This window comes from Zunongwangia mangrovi, assembly GCF_900112105.1.
In the GTDB taxonomy this organism is placed as follows: domain Bacteria; phylum Bacteroidota; class Bacteroidia; order Flavobacteriales; family Flavobacteriaceae; genus Zunongwangia; species Zunongwangia mangrovi.
In genome coordinates this window covers 283,416-302,088 of record NZ_FOKV01000003.1, presented here as the reverse complement: position 1 = coordinate 302,088, position 18,673 = coordinate 283,416, and the positions used below count along the sequence as shown (strand labels likewise).

The window sequence follows — 18,673 nt, the reverse complement described above, 5'->3', positions numbered from 1 at the left end:
TATAATTTTAACCTCAGGAAGTAAAAATATCAAGTTTATAATCTAAGTAAAATTCAATAGGGAAATTTATGAGAACATTAATTAAAAGCACATTGTTTTTGCTGCTTATGCTGCCGATGAGCTTTTTTGCCCAAAATTCCGTTTCCGGAACGGTTTCTGAAACCGCAACCGGAATGCCGGTGCCTGGAGCAAACGTGATTGTAAAAGGAACCAGCAATGGAACCATTACAGACTTTGATGGTTTATACACTATCGAAAACCTTGTAGTGGGTGATACCCTCGCTTTTTCATTTTTAGGATTCTCTACTAAAGAGGTCGAATTCACAGGACAGCAAACAATAGATGTACAGTTAGACGAAGACCAGGCTACTTTAGATGAAGTAGTTGTGGTTGGATATGGTACCGTTCGTAAAAAAGATGCGACAGGTGCCGTAAACCAGGTTTCTACTGAAGATTTTAACCAGGGACAGGTAAACACTGCAGGACAGTTAATCACTGGTAAGATCGCCGGTGTTACCGTAACTTCAGGTGGTGGAGCCCCTGGTGAGGGACAAAGTATTAATATTCGGGGTATTGGATCTATTTCTTTAAATAGTTCTCCTCTTTACGTAGTAGATGGAATTCCATTAGACAATAGCAATGTTGGTGGATCCAGAAACCCGTTAGATTTCATTAATCCAAATGATATCGAGAGCATGACCGTTCTAAAAGATGCTTCTTCTACAGCGATCTATGGTTCTCGTGCTGCCAATGGTGTAGTTTTAATTACTACTAAAAAAGGTAAAGGACAGGAATTTAAATTCAACTACTCTGGTAACACAACAGTGTCAAGACCTACAAATTATGTAGATGTAATGAATGCTGATGAGTTTAGAGCACTGGTAAACGAGGTTGGGAACGAAGCAGCTATCGCAAGACTAGGTGATGCTAACATGAATTGGCAGGAAGAAATCTATTCTGAAGCAATAGGATTTGATCACAATTTAAGTACTACCGGAAACATTGGTGGATTTATGCCAACTCGTGCTTCAGTTGGGTATACAGATCAGGATGGAATTTTATCTGGTGATAACTTTTCCAGAACAACAGGATCTGTAAGCTTAAGGCCAAGTTTTATGGATGGTCATTTAAAATTTGAGCTTAACGGACGTGGAATGTATACTGAAAATACGTTCGCAAACCGTGATGCGATTGGAACATCTGTAGATTACGATCCTACACAGCCTATTTATGATCCAAACTCACCATTTAGTAACTATAATTCATGGTTAGTATATAGTGAGGAAGCAGATAGATATGCTTTAAACAACCTGGCTCCTGTTAACCCAATTGCACTGATTAACGAAAAAGATGATTCTGCTGAAGTTCGTCGTTTTATAGGAAATGCAAAAGTTGACTATAAACTACACTTTTTCCCAGATGTCACAGCGACTGTTAACGTTGGACTAGATAGAACAAATAGTCATGGTAGAACGATAGTTTCAGAAAATATGCCATCTTCTCAGTTAGATTGGAATGGCTCGTACTCAAATTATACGAATAACTCTACTAATAAACTGTTCGATGCTTATTTAACTTACGATAATGATTTTGATGACCACAGTTTGAACGCTGTTTTGGGATATTCTTATCAGAGTTTCGAAAACGATAACTACAGTTTTGATAGTGAAGCTGCAGAAGAAGGAAACGATGCTGAATTTATCGATAAATGGAGAAGCACATTACTATCATATTTTGGTAGAGCAAATTATAACTATGCAGATCGTTACTTAGTAACTGCAACTTTAAGAGCTGATGCTTCATCTAAATTAAATCCAGATGATCGTTGGGGATACTTTCCTTCTTTTGCTGTAGCCTGGAATATTAATAACGAAGAATTCTTTAATTCTAATACTGTAGATCAATTAAAACTTCGTGTAGGTTATGGTGAGATCGCAAACGTAAATGGTCTTGGAGATTATCTTTTCTTAACGAAATATACAGGTTCAAGGTCTAATGCATATTATCAATTTGGACAATCATATTACCAAACTTACCGTCCAGAAGCTTATAACGAAGACCTTAGATGGGAAGTTGGAAAAACTTTAAATGCCGGTTTAGATTATTCATTCTTTAATAGCAGAATCTCTGGATCTATTAACGCATATCTTAAGAGAACAGAAGATATGATTAGCTACGTAACTGTAGATCCATTTACTAACTTCTCTAATGGTATCGATAAGAACATTGGAGACATGGAAAACAGAGGTGTTGAATTCGAATTAAATGTAGTTCCTGTACAAACCGATGATTTTAAATGGAGTATTGGCTACAATATCGCTTATAACGATAATGAGATTACCAATTTACCAGACCAGGTAGAGACTGGTGGAATCAATGGAGGTACTGGTAATAATATCCAATTACACAAAGAAGGATATTCTCCTTTTAGCTACTGGGTTTACAAACAGGTTTATGATGAAGCGGGAAGACCAATCGAAGGTGCTTATGTAGATCGTAATGGTGACAACCAGATCAACGATGAAGATAAATATTTATACAAGGATCCTTTTGCAGATATCACTATGGGATTAAATACCAATGTTAGTTTTAAGAATTGGGATCTAGCGGTTGTATCTAGAGCTAGTTTAGGAAACTATGCATATAACAATATGGCTTCTGCAAAATCTTATGAGATAAGAGCCACAGAGAATAGTATTCTAACAAATCTACATAGAGATTACTTTAATACTGGTTTCCAAAGTTTAACTGAAACTAATCTACAAAGTGATTACTATGTACAAGATGCGTCTTTCTTCAAATTAGACAATATCACACTAGGATATACTTTCGATCAAATCTTTGAAGAATCTACACTACGTCTTTATGGTACAGCGCAAAACGTGCTTATCGTGACAGACTATGATGGTCTTGATCCAGAAATTAATGGAGGTATCGACAATAACTTCTATCCAAGACCAAGAACTTTTACCGTTGGTGTAAATCTTAATTTCTAAAAAAAGAAGTATGAAAATGAATTATATAAAGAAATTAGCGCTCATCATACCTACACTTATTATAGTGTCTTGCCATGATGACCTGGATCAAACACCTATCGATCCAGATAGTTTTACAGAGAATGATGTATTTGCTAATGCAGACGAGGCAAGAGGTGCTTTAGCTAAACTTTATGCCAGTTTAGCCTTAACAGGACAACAGGGACCAGCAGGACAACCTGATATTTCTGGAATAGATGAAGGAACTTCACAATATTCCAGAATGTTATTTAGTTTAAATGAGCTTACTACAGATAATGCTGTTGTAGGTTGGGGTGACCCGGGACTTCCTAATTTACATGCTATGAGCTGGGGTGCAGGAAATGATTTTACCACAGCAATGTATTATCGTCTTGCGCAGGAGGTATCTTTTTGTAACTCTTTTATTTCAAATGCATCCTCTTTGGATGATCCTTCAGTAGCTTCTTTTATTGCTGAAGCACGGTTCTTAAGAGCATTTGCGTATTACAACCTGATCGATCTTTATGGAAATGTTCCTTTGGTAACTCAGATTTCAACTGAATTACCAGCTCAAAATTCAAGAGAAGAAATCTTCAATTATATCGAAGCTGAATTAACTGAAATTCAGAATAATTTAAATGAAAGCGGTGCTAGCGAATATGGTCGCGTAGATCGTGTTGCAGCCTGGGCTCTTCTTTCAAAACTTTATCTTAACGCTGAAACCTGGATCGGCCAGGATCGTTATACAGATGCGATTACCTATGCAAACCAGGTGATCAATTCATCTTACCAGATCAACACTGTAGATGCTAACGGAAATGGGTCTGCTTATGACGAACTTTTCTTAGCAGACAATGATAGTAATGGTGCTCAAGACGAATTTATCTTCGCATTGAACTTCGATGGTAACAGTTCCAGAACTTATGGAGGGACTACATTTCTTGTGCATGCTGCCATTGGTGGTGAAATGGATGCTTCTGCCTATGGAGTGAATGGTGGATGGTCTGGCTTAAGAACAACAAAGGCTTTGGTAAACAAATTCGACTATGCGGTAACAGCTTCAGATGCTGATGGTAACCCAACCGAATGGGCAGACCAAAGAGCTATGTTTTTTACAGAAGGTCAAAGTCTTGAGATCAACACGATCGCCAATACTTTTACAGATGGATATGCGGTAACTAAGTTTAAGAATATCGATTCTGAAGGAAATGCTGGTAGTGATACCGGTGGAGACTTCGTAGATACAGATTTACCTATCATTAGAATGGCAGAAATCTATCTTACGTATGCCGAAGCGGTAACTCGAGGAGGTTCTGGAGGTAGTGTGCAAAATGCTGTTGGATACATCAACGAGCTAAGAGAAAGAGCTTTTGGAAATTCTGATGGTAATATTTCTTCAGCAGATCTTACTACAGATTTCATCTTAGACGAAAGAGCAAGAGAATTGTACTGGGAAGGACAACGAAGAACAGATCTTATTAGATACAACGATTTTACTTCAGGTAATTATCTATGGCCATTTAAAGGTGGTTCGCAATCTGGAACCTCGGTTGGTGATTTTAGAGCTTTGTTCCCACTACCAAGTAACATCATTTTAATCAATCCTAATTTAACTCAAAATACAGGCTATTAATAAACATAAAGACACAATGAAAAAGTTAACTCTATTATTCATCGCGTTTATCGCAATATTAAGCTTCACAGCTTGTACAGAAGACGATGACTTTACTTTTACAGCAAAGCCAGATCCAGACGGAATAGCATTTACCAATGCTACTTTAGAAACGTATATGCTTAAAGCCTCAAATTCAGATAACTTGGCAGAAAGATTTGTTTGGAACGAAGCAGATTTCGATGTGCAAACTCCAGTAAACTACGAATTACAGGCATCTGTATCAGAAAGTTTCGAAACTTATTCTCTGTTGGGAAATGTTACTCAAACAAATTTAGCGGTAACAGTTGGAAACTTACTAGCATTAGCTAGAGAGGCTGGATTAGATAATGATCCAACAACGGCAGAGCCTAATACTGGTACAATTTACCTTAGACTTCGTGCTTATGTTGGTGCTGATGCTGGAAATGTTGTAGAGCAATTATCATCTATTATGAGTATCAACGTAACACTTCCTGAAGAGGAAGAGGAAACATTAGATCTTCCAATGCTATATGTGGTTGGAAACTTCTTAGGAGCTAGTGGTTATGGATCAGACTGGACTCCGGCTGACGCTACTCCACTTGCAGCTTCTGCTGAAGGAAATACAGATTATGAAGGATTTGTTTACATGAACGTAGACGCTCCAGAATATAAATTCTTACCAAGCAACGAAAGCTTTGATGGTGATTATGGAGATGCAGGTACAGAAAATGGTGATTTTACAGGGACTATTGTTCAGGAAGGTGAAGTAAATGCGGGTACCCCTGAAGGTACAGGAGGTTACTTCCTTATAAATGTAGATACTGCTGCACTTACTTACAGTCTTACTGAAACCAACTGGGGTGTTATTGGAAATGCTACTCCAACAGGATGGGATAGTGATACAGATATGACTTACGATCCTGAAACTAAAATATGGAGTGTAACTTTAGATTTAACCGAGCAGGAAGCACCAGACAACGGTATCAAGTTTAGAGCTAATGATGCATGGGATCTTAATATTGGTGATAATGATGCTGATGGAACAATGGAATTTGGTGGTGCTAATATCGGAATTCCAGAAGATGGAAATTATACCATCACTTTAGACCTAAGCAATCCAAGACAATACACTTACTCTATTTCTAAAAACTAAGAAAACTGCCTAGGGGTATTATACCGTTTGGCGGTGCCAATAAAAGGCTGCTTAACGCAGCCTTTTCTAAATTTTTATTTATGAAAAAACATATATTTAAGTATCCTTTTATATGTCTGCTAAGTGTTGCTTCGATTATTGGATGTTCTTCAGATGATGATGCGCCAGTGGATCCAGATGATGATAATGGTGTAGAGCAACCAGAACCTGTTTCGGCATTAAACCTTGAGGAGTATGATAATGGAAGCCGAGTAATGATGCAGGCTTTTTATTGGGATGTAAAGCCAAGATTCGAATGGTGGAACACGATTTCAGATAAAATGGAAACCTGGGCAGATGCCGGGGTAAACCGTATCTGGATCCCACCAGCTACCAAAGGGCAATCTGGTGGATATTCTATGGGTTACGACCTTTCTGATTATTTTGATTTTGGAAATTTTAATCAGCATGGAACAACTCCTACTAGATTTGGAACTCGTGATGAGTTAGAAAATATGATAAGCGTTGCACACGATAATGATATCGAGGTTATTGCAGATATTATCTTAAATCATAATTCTGGTGGTGGCTTAGAATACAATCCATATCGCGAAAAAGATACGTATAGCTTATTCGACGAAACTCACGGAAATGCTTCTGGAATGTTCAATAGAAATTACGAAGATTTTTATCCAAATAGTGTAAGCAACTACGATCCGGGAAGTTTATTTTATGCTGAAACTAACTTAGATCACCATAGAGAACGCGTACAAAACTGGTTATGGAAAGACGAAAACTCTGTCGCGAAATACTATAAAAATGTTATAGGATTTGATGGATGGCGTTTTGATTATGTACTAGGTTTCGAACCTTTTGTGATCAAAGAATGGCTGGATGCAGTTGGTGGCTTTTCGGTAAGTGAGCTTTGGGACGGTGATCCAGATCTAATAAGATCTCATATTGAAGCTACCGGAAGTGGAGCTTTTGATTTTGCAGCCTTCTACAGAATGGAGCAGGCATTCGACAGAAATGAAGATCTAACCTACCTAACAAGAGACCAGGTTTGGCAAACACATCCTGATAAAGCTGTGACTTTTACAGCTAATCACGATACAGAAAAGGATGGAAACATCGATAATTATATCGAATCTGAAAACAAATTAAAAGCATATGCTTTTATTATGACTCATCCTGGATATCCAACGGTTTTTTATCTTGATTATGAAAATCCAGAATTTCAGGATCAAATAAATAAACTAATTAGTATCCATAATAGCTTGGCTACGGGATCTGTAAACGTAATTTATGCAGATGAAGATGAATATATCATGCAAAGAGGTGGAGATTCAGAAAATCCTGGATTAATTCTTTATATTAATCTATCTCCTAACGGAAAAAGAAGAACAATTACTACAAGTTGGGATTCTTCGATCTTAATGGATTATTCAGAAAATTCAAATTATCGCCCACAAGTAAACGAAAATGGAGAAGTAACTATCGAAGCTCCTTCAAATTCTTATGCGATCTGGTCGATCACAGAATAGCATTATTTTATCAGGTTTATAAAAAACGGGATAAATTAATTTTTATCCCGTTTTTTGATTTTTTTATGATATAAAAACCTGTTTTTTAGAAAGTAAATTCTATTTTTAAATTTCTATTCAGATTGTATAAAATCGGCTTCCATTTTTAAATTTTTCCTTATCCGTTAGAAGTCAGCCTCTAAAACTTTTCCAAATTATATTTATTTAAAGTTTTGCTTTTTTGTCAACTTTAAACTGTTGATAAAATATTAAAAAACTGAAAACTAAGTTATTAACAGCTTTTTATTGATAACTTTCAAAAAACATAACATTTCACGTCTTAATAATTTATTTACATTTACCCTACCAAAGTTTACTTTTCTAATTTTAATCGACGTGATTTATGCCTGTACAAACAACTCCTAAAGCTCCTAAAATTTATACTCAGGATGAAGCTTTTAAGGCTTCTTTAGAGTACTTTAAAGGTGATGACCTTGCTGCCCGTGTTTGGGTAAATAAGTATGCCTTAAAAGATTCAGATGGTAACATCTACGAGCAAACCCCTAATGATATGCATCGTAGAATTGCGAAAGAAATTGCTCGTGTAGAACAGCGATATCCTAATCCAATGACCGAGGATGAAGTTTTCGATCTTATCAAAGATTTTAAATACATCGTACCGCAGGGAAGCCCAATGGCAGGAATAGGAAATCCTTACCAGATCGCTTCGCTATCTAACTGTTTTGTAATTGGTAACGATGGTAGTTCAGATTCTTATGGTGGGATTATGAAGATCGACCAGGAGCAGGTACAATTAATGAAACGTCGTGGAGGTGTTGGTCACGATCTATCACACATAAGACCTAAAGGCTCTGCAGTAAAAAACTCGGCTTTAACCTCAACTGGAATTGTTCCTTTTATGGAGCGTTATTCGAACTCTACCAGAGAAGTTGCACAAGATGGTCGTCGTGGTGCATTAATGCTTTCAGTATCTATTAATCATCCAGATTCAGAAGACTTTATTGATGCTAAAATGGAGCAAGGTAAAGTTACCGGGGCAAATGTTTCGGTAAGAATTGATGATGATTTTATGAGAGCTGTAAAGAATAAAACAGCTTATACACAAAAATATCCTGTTTTTAGTAGTGAACCTAAATTCAGCAAAGAAATAGAAGCAGAAAAGCTTTGGAAGAAAATCGTTCACAATGCCTGGAAATCGGCAGAACCTGGTATTCTTTTTTGGGATACAGTGATCAACGAATCTGTACCGGATTGTTATGCAGATCTTGGTTACAAAACGGTATCTACCAACCCATGTGGTGAAATACCGCTTTGTCCTTACGATTCTTGTCGATTATTAGCCATCAACTTATTTTCTTATGTAGAAGATCCTTTTACAGATAAAGCGAAATTTAACTATAAGCTTTTCAAAAAACATATTAGTGCTGCACAACGCATCATGGACGATATCATAGATCTTGAATTAGAAAAGATCGATGCAATTATCGAAAAGATCGACGCAGATCCAGAAACTGATGAGGTAAAAGGAGTTGAGAAAAACCTTTGGCTAAACATCAAAAAGAAAGCACAGGAAGGAAGAAGAACTGGTATTGGAATCACTGCTGAAGGTGATATGCTTGCAGGACTTGGAATTAGATACGGAAGCGAAGAAGGTGTAGCATTTTCTACTGAAATTCATAAGAATATAGCACTTGCGGCTTATCGTGCATCTGTAGATACTGCAAAAGAAAGAGGCCCATTTTCTATTTTTGATTCAGATCGAGAAAAAGAGAATCCGTTTATTCTTAGATTGAAAGATGCCGATGAAAAATTATACTACGATATGCTAGAATATGGCCGTAGAAACATCGCTCTTTTAACCATTGCTCCTACCGGGACAACAAGTTTGATGACGCAAACAACTTCTGGTATAGAGCCTGTTTTCTTACCGGTTTATAAACGTAGAAGAAAAGTAAACCCTAACGATAAAGATGTTCGTGTAGACTTTGTAGACGAAGTTGGCGATAGCTGGGAAGAATATGTGGTTTTCCATCATCGTTTTAAAGAATGGATGAAGGTAAAGGGTCACGATATTGATAAGAATTACTCGAATACCGAGTTAGACGAATTGGTAAAAGCTTCTCCTTACTACCAGGCTACCAGTAACGATGTAGACTGGTTAAGTAAAGTAAGAATGCAGGGAGCAGTACAAAAATGGGTAGATCACTCAATTAGTGTGACCATTAATTTACCTAATGATGTTAGCGAAGATCTTGTAGGCAAATTATACCTTGAAGCGTGGCAGGCCGGTTGTAAAGGTGTTACGGTTTATCGTGATGGGTCACGCTCTGGAGTTTTAATCTCTAACGACGAGAAAAAAGAAGAAGAAAAAGAAGAATCTGGAGTTTTCCCAACCAAGCGTCCAGAGGTTTTAGAAGCAGATGTTGTACGTTTCCAAAACAATAAAGATAAATGGATCGCATTTATTGGATTAATCGACGGCAGACCTTACGAGATCTTTACCGGATTTTCTGATGATGAAGACGGGATCCTTATCCCACGATGGGTAAACGAAGGTTTAATTATTAAAAACCGAAATGAAGACGGAACTTCTCGTTACGATTTTCAGTATAAAAATAAAAGAGGCTATAAAACCACTATTGAAGGCTTATCGCACAAATTTAATCCTGAATTCTGGAACTATGCGAAATTGATCTCAAGTACACTTAGACATGGGATGCCAATAGATAATGTGGTAAACTTAGTAAATAGTCTTCAGTTAGATTCAGAATCAATTAATACCTGGAAAAACGGAGTTGCAAGAGCTTTAAAACGTTTTATCGCAGATGGTACCGTTGCTAAAAAAGAAAAATGTACCAACTGTAACTCATCTAATCTTATTTACCAAGAAGGATGTTTAACCTGTAAAGATTGTGGATCTTCTAAATGTGGATAATCACTCAACAATAACAGATTTTAAGTGTTAAGTGAAAGGCTGCCAATTGGCAGCCTTTTTATTTTATATCAAATCGAACAACCTCAAATTTGATGTTTTAGATTAATTTTTTATCGAAAATTATCAATCAAATCATCTATTTTTAACCGTATTTTTTAAATATTACTTTTATCATTTTAATTCAAATTTTAATCAATAAAAATTACTTCTAGGCTCTTATGAACCTACTACTTTAATGAAAAACAAACTTTTTGGTATACTCTTTTGCTTCGTATTTGCAGGAATATACAGTCAGGAATCCAGAAAAGACTGGAGCGAAGGGAATTTAACCTGGGACGACTTCAAAGAGCGTGAAATTTCCTTTGAAAATTCAATTTCAGAATTAAAATATGTCATTGGCTACACTCCGAGTAAAGAAAAAGTAAACGATACCGTGATCTTTAGATTGCAAAGTTTTTGCTATTCAGACACACAACTTTCCTGGGTAAAACCTGATTTTAAGACGGCTCAAAACCTTCAGTATAACCAGGTAATTTTTAATATTGCAGAATTATACCGAAGAAAATTACAATATGATCTGGATCACCTTGGCTCCTATTTTTCAGCTGAAACCGTTTTTCAGAATCAATATGAAGCCTTGAATAATGAAGTTGAAATTTTTCAAAATCAAAGTCGCAACGGAAGAGATCCCGAAATCGTTAAGGAGTGGGCCGCAAATATCGAAGACCGTTTAACGATCTACGAAAATAGCAGCATCCCGAAATATGAAAAAGCAAATTTTGGAATGGGATTGCACGTAGGTGCCGCCTATAGTTTTAGAAATGAGTCTATAAAAGAACATTTTGACAATTCGATTGGCTTTAATTTTGGTTTCGATTTTTCCTTTAAAAACTCAATCTTTTATATTAATATGATCTTATCTGGCGGGAATGTAGATCAAGCCTACTCAGGTAGAACTTACTGGGAAGAAGAGCTGGATTACACCCTTGCTTTATTAGATTTTTCTTATGGGTACGCGATTGTTGATAATCCAAAATTTAAGATCGCACCTTTTGCAGGTCTTGCCATAACCGAGTTTTCTGAAAATGACTACGATGGGGAAGATAGTGATCTTATTATTACCGATTATAATTTCTTATTGGGTTTAAATGTAGACTATAAGATTCGCAAAAAACTAAACACTATCCCAAACGTATTTTTAAGCAGAAGGAATATTACTGAAACTTCTATAAGGTCGAGATTGTTCGTCTCTCGCAACGATTTTTACGAGGATCTTAGCGGGTATTCGGTAAATCTGTCTATAGCAATTTCGTGGTATTTTAGGCTATTGAAATAATGATTGCTATAAAAACATAGGTTGAAGCATCAGGCATCAATTTCCCAAATTTTTAGAAATAACCGTGTTTTTTAGTTTTTCGCATTGAGTAAGATTTTCACAAAATCGTTTTCTGTTAAAATTTAAATCTTCTAGAGTAAGATTTGGATGGGGAGTTTAATTACTTTATAATTAAAATTAAAGAAATTCGCCACCCAATGAAAAAGGAAATCACATTAGATAAAGTAATTTCCAGCGCTCCCGATTTAATTCTATATGCCGCTCCTATTATGATCGGGCTGGCACTTTTAGAGTTTTATTTCAGCTGGAAAACAAAAAGAGATCTTTACGAAAAGAAAGACTTCTTGACCTCCCTTACCATAGGATTGGTTTATATATTACAAGGTTTAGTCACCAAATCGATCATGTTTGGATTGGTGTTATGGGTTTACAATTCGGTTTCGTGGAGTATTCCTGTGAACTGGTTTACCTCGATCTTGTGTTTTGTTGTTCTAGATTTTTGTAGATATTGGGCACATCGATACGGGCATGAAGTAAATTTTCTTTGGGCTACGCATGTTACGCATCATAATTCAGAAAAATATAATCTTTCAACCTCATTTAGATTGTCGTGGACACAGCAGATAAAAGTAATCTTTTTTATCCCGATTAGTTTTTTAGGCTTCCACCCTGTTGTATTTTTCATTTGCCACCAAATTGCTGTTTTATATCAGTTCTGGATTCATACTGAATTAATCGACAGAATGCCAAAATGGTTTAGTTTCTTCTTTGTGACGCCATCGCATCACCGCGTTCACCACGGAAGAAATGAAAATTATCTGGATAAAAATTATGGTTCAACTTTTATAATCTGGGATCGTATGTTTGGTACTTTTGAGCCAGAAACTGAAAAATCGATCTACGGAATTATAGACCAGCCAAAACATTTTAATCCTGTGAAGCATGTTTTTCATGTTTGGGTAGATATTTTTAAAAATATGCGCCGCGCAGGAAGTATAAAAAAGGCTTTATGGATTTTTGTAGCGCCACCAAGCTCACTAGAAAAAAACCCAGGTAAAAAAGATGCTTAAAAATAAAGAATCTCGCCTTATAGCGAGATTCTTTATTTTTTGATCCTATTTTAAGAACTAGACGTCACAAATTTTAATACCTTCTTTTAAGGCTGCCAATTGATCATCGTAAGTTGGGATAAACTCTTGCGCTAAATAACCATCAAAACCGGTTTCTATAACTGCTTTAATGATTGCCGGATAAAATAATTCCTGCGAATCATTAATTTCATTTCTACCGGGAACACCACCAGTATGATAGTGGTTTATATATTTATGATGTTTTCTGATCGTAGCAATTACATCACCTTCCATAATTTGCATATGATATACGTCGTAAAGTAATTTAAAGTTTGGCATTTCTGTACGTTTAGCAAGCTCTACACCCCATTCGGTATGATCGCACATATAATCATGGTGATCTACTTTACTGTTTAAAAGCTCCATCACAAGATTTACATTACGTTCTTGTGCATATTCCAACAATGGCTTTAAACCTGTTACGCAGTTTTTAAATCCGGTTTCATCGTCCATCCCGCGGCGATTACCAGAAAAAACGATCACATTCTTTATTCCGTGTTTAGAAGCTTTTTCGATTAAAGGCATGTAAGATTCCTGCAAATGCTTATGGTTTTTAACTTCGTTAAATCCATTTTCAATATTTGCAAAAGTATCTGTAGCCATAGAACATTCAAGACCATATTTTTCAACAGTTTCCCATTCTTCAGGCTTTAAAAGATCGATTCCTTTTAGTCCAATTTCTGCAGCATTTTTTGCAAATTCTTCCAAAGGAATGCTTTGATAGCACCAGCGACAGGCAGAGTGTTTAATATTGTTTTTTAAACGTTTCATATTTAGGTTGGTTGGTTTTGCTTCAGCCTCCAATGCAATTATTGGGCTTAAACCTAAAACTCCAGCTCCCATTGCCATTGTCTTAATCGCAGATCTTCGATTTGTTTTACTCATCCTTTTCAGAAATTATTAATAAGCGTAAAATATACATTATAAATTAAAAACTGACTTTAAATCCTATAATTTTAATAATATATCAAATAAAATTGATTCAATTTAAGCAATCTCGAAGTTATATCCAGATTTCACCAGCTTTTGATAATTATCATAATCGAATTTATATAGAAAAGCGCCTCTTCTCGAAGAGCTTTTATCTTTTTCGTTCAGTTTGATCAATAAGCCAAGCGTCATCAATTTTTTTCTGAAATTTCGATCGTCCAGTTTCTTTTGGTAAATAGCTTCGTATAAAGATTGTAATTGCGGGATCGTAAATTTTTCTGGTAAAAGCTCAAAACCTATAGGTTGATATCTCGCTTTACGCTTTAATCGTGCCATTGCATCTTCTACCATTTGGCTGTGATCTAATACCAACTCTGGCAATTCTTCTAAATCAAACCAATGTGCACCGTGCTTTTCTGTAAGCTCTTTATCGTAATCGTCGATTCTTATCAAAGCAAACTGTGCGATTGAAACACAGCGATAGCCAGGATCTCGATCTGCCAGCCCATAAGCTTTAAGTTGCTCCATAAAAACATTGTCTAAACCTGTAATTTCAGTAAGTACACGTTTGGCAGCAACGCTTACGTCTTCTTCCATTCGCACAAAACTTCCTATCAAAGACCAGGTTCCCAAAAATGGTTCTACCCTACGTTTAAAAGCAAGTAGCTTTAACTTCCCTGCATCAAAACCAAAAATAATACAGTCGGTTGCTACATACATTTTATCTTTTTGAACGTATAGATCTTTTAAAGCTGGCGTCATAAGTGTATTTTATACAGTTGGCTGTTAAATATAGGGAAATAGTTAAAAAATAATCAATTAAAAAGATGAATGTAAATTTTACGTTTATTATATTTGATCTATAAATTTACTAAAAATAAGCACTTTGAGTACTTTAACCAACGCGCAAAAATTACCGGAAACTTTCACTAATTTTAAGCCTAGCATTAAAGTGGCTTCTCCCGGAAGAATAAACCTAATTGGCGAGCATACAGATTATAACAATGGTTTTGTGATGCCTACCGCAATCGATAAAAAAATATACTTTGAATTTAAAGAAAATGAGACAGATAGTACCTGTCGTATTTATAGCGTTACCTATAACGCCTATTTAGAATTCGATCATAACAATTTATCGATAAGCGAAAAATCCTGGGAAAACTATGTTTTAGGAGTAACTAACGAAATCAAGGTTTTAGGAAAATCTTTGAAAGGATTTGATTGTATCATTAAAAGCGACCTTTCTACCGGTGCAGGAATTAGTTCTTCTGCGGCCTTAGAATGTGGTTTTGCTTCTGGACTAAATGCTCTTTTCGATCTTGGTTTAAGCAAAGTTGAAATTACTCAGCTATCGCAAAAAGCCGAACATAATTTTGTAGGTAATAAATGCGGAATTATGGATCAATATGCTTCAGTAATGAGTAAACAGGATCATATTATTCTTTTGGATTGTGAAAGTTTACATGCTGAATATATTCCGGCAGATTTTAAATCCTGTAAATTGTTGTTGCTGAATACCAATGTTTCTCACAATCTTGCCGATAGCGAATATAATACGCGTAGACAGGAATGTGAAGCTGCTGTTGAAGTGATTCAGAAAAAATATCCTGAAGTAAAAAGTCTTCGTGACGTAAACCTTGAAATGCTTGAAGAATTTAAAGCGCAGTTAGAAGGAAAACAGTACCAAAGAGCACGTTATGTGATCGAGGAAAACGAGCGTGTAATCAATGCCACAACTGCGATAAAAGCAGGAAAACTTAACGAATTTGGAGAATTAATGTATGGATCTCACGACGGACTTCAGCATAATTATGAAGTTAGTTGCCCGGAACTCGACTTTTTAGTTGAATTTTCCAGAGATAAAGATTACATCTATGGTTCCCGAATGATGGGTGGTGGTTTTGGCGGCTGTACCATTAATTTAATTGAAGCTGATAAGATCGACGAATATGTTGCTGAAGCTGCTGAAGCTTACTTCAAAAAATTCAATATAAAATTAGATACTATTGCTGTTTCACCAAGTGAAGGAACAATCGTAGAAAAATTATAATTACTAATTAGAAAACGATAAAAATGAGTCACGATATTAATTCGATCCCTCATAGAAGATATAATATTCTAACCGGTGAATGGATTCTTTGTTCTCCGCATCGTACAAAGCGACCATGGCAGGGAAAAACCGAGAAAGATACCACGCCTAAAAAAGAAACTTACGATCCCAGCTGTTATTTATGCCCGGGAAATACAAGAAGTACCGGTGATAAAAACCCAGATTATAAAGAACCTTATACTTTTATAAACGACTTCTCTGCGCTTTTAATTGATAGCCCTATGGCAACTCAGGAAAACGGATTAATGAAAGCCGAAACCGAAGTTGGTATTTGTAAAGTGGTTTGCTTTTCTCCAGATCACTCGCTTACGCTTCCTCTTATGGAAGAAGAAGATATTACCAAAGTTGTGAAAACCTGGAAAAAAGAATACGCCGAATTAGGTAGCCAGGACAACATTAATTACGTTCAGATCTTTGAAAATAAAGGCGCCATTATGGGCTGTAGTAATCCGCATCCACATGGACAAATTTGGTCACAAATGTCTATTCCAACAGAGATTGAAAAAAAATCGAAGCATTTTAAAGCATATTGGGATAAGAATCAAAGCAGTTTACTTGGGGATTATATAAAACAGGAATTAGAAGCTAAAGAGCGCATTATTGTTGAAAATAAGCATTTTGTGGCGTTAGTTCCTTACTGGGCAGTTTGGCCTTATGAGATTATGATCGCTCCAAAAAAACATCAACAGCATATTGGACAGTTAAACCAGGAAGAAGAAAAAGCTTTTGCTGAAATTCTTAAAAAACTGACCATAAAATACGATAACCTGTTTGAAACCTCGTTCCCATATTCAAGCGGAATTCACCAAATTCCAACCGATGGATCCGATTATCCTGAATGGCATTGGCACATGAGTTTTTATCCACCGCTTTTACGTTCGGCTACCGTAAAAAAATTTATGGTAGGATACGAAATGTTTGCCGGCCCACAACGTGATATTACTGCAGAGCAAGCTGCAAAAACTTTACAAAACTTAAGCGATATTCATTATCTAAAGCAATAATTTTTCCACCTAACCAACCAATAAAAAATCCCGAAGTGTAATGCTTCGGGATTTTTGTTTTATATGTATTTTCTTTGATTTCTACCAGAACATGGCGTAAAGCATCGCAACAATTAAAATGATAGCAAAACTACCAATATTAAAAATTGGTCCTGTTTTGAAAAGATCTTTACTAAGTTTAATAGATTTCTCCTGAATTTTACCACCGGTTTCAAGATAGGTAATGATAACCATAATGATCATCGTTAAAATCCATGTTGCCATCATCTGGTGCATAAATGGCCAGGTAATAAAGAACGGAGAATCGATCCAGCCGTTTGGCCCTATCTTGAAATATAAAGCAATTGGAATAGATACTAATACTCCCCAAATTGCAGCATTATTTGTTGTTTTTCTCCAAAATAAACCTAACATAAATACCGCTAAGATCCCTGGGCTAACAACACCTGTATACTCCTGAATATACTGGAAAACCTGCCCCAAACTCTTTAGTTGTGGTGCTAAAATAATTGCAATGATCAAAGCGATAGTTGCAGTTACTCTACCAACATTTACTAATCCTTTTTCTGAAGTACCTGCCTTCTCCTGGAAGAAAGGCTTATAAATATCCATTGTAAAGATGGTAGCCGTAGAGTTCAGCATCGAAGCTAAAGAAGATACGATAGCTGCTGCAAGAGCGGCTAAAACAAGTCCTTTAAGACCTGCTGGTACAAATTCTTTAATTAACCATGGTGCTGCGTTATCATTTATAATTCTTCCGTTTTCACCAAAGAATGAAGCACTGGTTACACCTTCGCTAATTAGTCCGCTAGCATCGGTATTCATCACGAAAGCGATTATTCCCGGAATTACTGTAATAAGCGGAATTAATATCTTTAAAAATCCTGCAAGCACAATACCACGCTGAGATTCTTTTAAACTCTTAGCAGCAAGTGTTCTTTGAATAATATACTGGTTAAAGCCCCAGTAATAAAGGTTAGCAACCCAAAGACCACCAACTAAAACGGCGATTCCTGGTAAATCCCACCAAGCATCTTTACCATTTGGAGTAATAATTTCCCCCTGATCTAGGATCATCGAGAATTTTTCTGGTACCTGCTCAAAAACTTCAGACATTCCTGTAAAGATGTTTCCATCACTAGAAACGTGTTCTAAAGCGATATAAGTTGTAATTAAACCCCCAATAACTAAAAGTACTACCTGCACAACATCTGTCCAAGCAACCGCAGATAAACCACCATAAAGAGAATATGCCGCTGCGAACAAGGCAAGACCGATGATACATTCCATAAAGATAGCACCATCACCACCACCAATAATGGTATCTAGCGCAGTAGCTCCTAAATAAAGAACAGAAGTAAGGTTAACAAAAATGAATAAACAGATCCAGAAAACCGCTAAGATCGTTTTTAAGTTCTTACTATAACGAACTTCAATAAATTCTGGAATGGTATAAAGTTTCTTTTCAATAAAAATGGGTAAGAAAAATTTACCCACAACAATTAAAGTGATCGCAGCCATCCATTCGTAAGATGCAATTGCTAATCCTAATGCAAAACCAGAACCAGACATCCCGATAAATTGCTCTGCTGAAATATTTGCTGCAATTAAAGAGGCCCCAATTGCCCACCACGGCAAAGATTTACTGGCCAGGAAGTAATCTTCTGAAGTATCCCCTTTTCCTCGAGAAACCCATAATCCAACCCCGATTATAAGCAACGCGTAGGCGACGAATACTATCACGTCTAATAATTCAAATTCCATATAAAATAAGTTTAGAATGTATTTTTAAGAAAATCTCAAAAGTTGAAAATAAATCGATGTAGCTTTCTAGCTTTAGAAAAATGCACCGTGTCCCAAATGAAATAAAATTTTCACAATATTTCGCTAAAGATATTACTTTTTTAATTTATAAACGTA

Annotated in this window: 12 protein-coding genes; 9 read left to right on the top strand and 3 right to left on the bottom strand. The window is 36.1% G+C overall.

What is annotated here, in order from left to right; genetic code table 11:
* Positions 1–68: 68 nt before the first annotated feature.
* The 7 genes from BM201_RS09680 (at position 69) to BM201_RS09650 (ending at position 12,649) form a co-directional block, all read left to right on the top strand.
* On the top strand, positions 69–2,996 hold the full coding sequence (locus BM201_RS09680; protein ID WP_175487019.1) for a SusC/RagA family TonB-linked outer membrane protein: 2,928 nt from the start codon (positions 69–71) through the stop codon (positions 2,994–2,996).
* 10 nt (positions 2,997–3,006) lie between these two features.
* A complete protein-coding gene (locus tag BM201_RS09675; RefSeq protein WP_092542041.1) occupies positions 3,007–4,629 on the top strand; it encodes a RagB/SusD family nutrient uptake outer membrane protein in 1,623 nt (540 codons plus the stop codon).
* A gap of 16 nt (positions 4,630–4,645) precedes the next feature.
* Positions 4,646–5,785: a SusE domain-containing protein gene (locus tag BM201_RS09670; protein WP_092542039.1), complete on the top strand. Its 1,140-nt coding sequence runs from the start codon at positions 4,646–4,648 to the stop codon at positions 5,783–5,785.
* Positions 5,786–5,865: 80 nt separating this feature from the next.
* Positions 5,866–7,308 (top strand): alpha-amylase, encoded by a 1,443-nt coding sequence (locus BM201_RS09665; protein ID WP_092542037.1) that lies wholly within the window; start codon positions 5,866–5,868, stop codon positions 7,306–7,308.
* Between the two features lie 382 nt (positions 7,309–7,690).
* Positions 7,691–10,243, top strand: a complete 2,553-nt coding sequence (locus BM201_RS09660) for an adenosylcobalamin-dependent ribonucleoside-diphosphate reductase (RefSeq protein WP_092542035.1) — start codon at positions 7,691–7,693, stop codon at positions 10,241–10,243.
* Positions 10,244–10,478: 235 nt separating this feature from the next.
* The gene (locus BM201_RS09655) at positions 10,479–11,579 is read left to right on the top strand and encodes a hypothetical protein (protein ID WP_092542033.1); all 1,101 of its coding nucleotides are present in this window, start codon (positions 10,479–10,481) and stop codon (positions 11,577–11,579) included.
* 197 nt (positions 11,580–11,776) lie between these two features.
* Positions 11,777–12,649, top strand: coding sequence for a sterol desaturase family protein (locus BM201_RS09650; RefSeq protein WP_092542339.1), 873 nt, complete (start codon positions 11,777–11,779; stop codon positions 12,647–12,649).
* A gap of 57 nt (positions 12,650–12,706) precedes the next feature.
* Here the strand turns inward: BM201_RS09650 and BM201_RS09645 are convergent, their stop codons facing one another.
* A complete protein-coding gene (locus BM201_RS09645) occupies positions 12,707–13,594 on the bottom strand; it encodes a hydroxypyruvate isomerase family protein (protein WP_245758615.1) in 888 nt (295 codons plus the stop codon).
* A 102-nt stretch (positions 13,595–13,696) separates the two neighbouring features.
* Positions 13,697–14,401, bottom strand: a complete 705-nt coding sequence (locus tag BM201_RS09640; RefSeq protein ID WP_092542031.1) for an NUDIX hydrolase — start codon at positions 14,399–14,401, stop codon at positions 13,697–13,699.
* 124 nt (positions 14,402–14,525) lie between these two features.
* Between BM201_RS09640 and galK the strand changes: the two genes are divergently transcribed.
* Both galK and BM201_RS09630 read left to right on the top strand, forming a co-directional pair.
* Complete coding sequence (galK, locus tag BM201_RS09635) at positions 14,526–15,689, top strand: galactokinase (protein WP_092542029.1); 1,164 nt, start codon at positions 14,526–14,528, stop codon at positions 15,687–15,689.
* A gap of 23 nt (positions 15,690–15,712) precedes the next feature.
* On the top strand, positions 15,713–16,753 hold the full coding sequence (locus BM201_RS09630) for a UDP-glucose--hexose-1-phosphate uridylyltransferase (protein WP_092542027.1): 1,041 nt from the start codon (positions 15,713–15,715) through the stop codon (positions 16,751–16,753).
* An 81-nt stretch (positions 16,754–16,834) separates the two neighbouring features.
* Here the strand turns inward: BM201_RS09630 and BM201_RS09625 are convergent, their stop codons facing one another.
* Positions 16,835–18,517, bottom strand: coding sequence for a sodium/sugar symporter (locus BM201_RS09625; RefSeq protein WP_092542025.1), 1,683 nt, complete (start codon positions 18,515–18,517; stop codon positions 16,835–16,837).
* Positions 18,518–18,673: the final 156 nt, after the last annotated feature.

Excerpts from the sequence above, each read along its gene's own strand:
- BM201_RS09680 (WP_175487019.1), top strand. The coding sequence starts at position 69 with ATGAGAACATTAATTAAAAGCACATTGTTTTTGCTGCTTATGCTGCCG.
- BM201_RS09675 (WP_092542041.1), top strand. The coding sequence starts at position 3,007 with ATGAAAATGAATTATATAAAGAAATTAGCGCTCATCATACCTACACTT.
- BM201_RS09670 (WP_092542039.1), top strand. The coding sequence starts at position 4,646 with ATGAAAAAGTTAACTCTATTATTCATCGCGTTTATCGCAATATTAAGC.
- BM201_RS09665 (WP_092542037.1), top strand. The coding sequence starts at position 5,866 with ATGAAAAAACATATATTTAAGTATCCTTTTATATGTCTGCTAAGTGTT.
- BM201_RS09660 (WP_092542035.1), top strand. The coding sequence starts at position 7,691 with ATGCCTGTACAAACAACTCCTAAAGCTCCTAAAATTTATACTCAGGAT.
- BM201_RS09655 (WP_092542033.1), top strand. The coding sequence starts at position 10,479 with ATGAAAAACAAACTTTTTGGTATACTCTTTTGCTTCGTATTTGCAGGA.
- BM201_RS09650 (WP_092542339.1), top strand. The coding sequence starts at position 11,777 with ATGAAAAAGGAAATCACATTAGATAAAGTAATTTCCAGCGCTCCCGAT.
- BM201_RS09645 (WP_245758615.1), bottom strand. The coding sequence starts at position 13,594 with ATGAGTAAAACAAATCGAAGATCTGCGATTAAGACAATGGCAATGGGA.
- BM201_RS09640 (WP_092542031.1), bottom strand. The coding sequence starts at position 14,401 with ATGACGCCAGCTTTAAAAGATCTATACGTTCAAAAAGATAAAATGTAT.
- BM201_RS09630 (WP_092542027.1), top strand. The coding sequence starts at position 15,713 with ATGAGTCACGATATTAATTCGATCCCTCATAGAAGATATAATATTCTA.
- BM201_RS09625 (WP_092542025.1), bottom strand. The coding sequence starts at position 18,517 with ATGGAATTTGAATTATTAGACGTGATAGTATTCGTCGCCTACGCGTTG.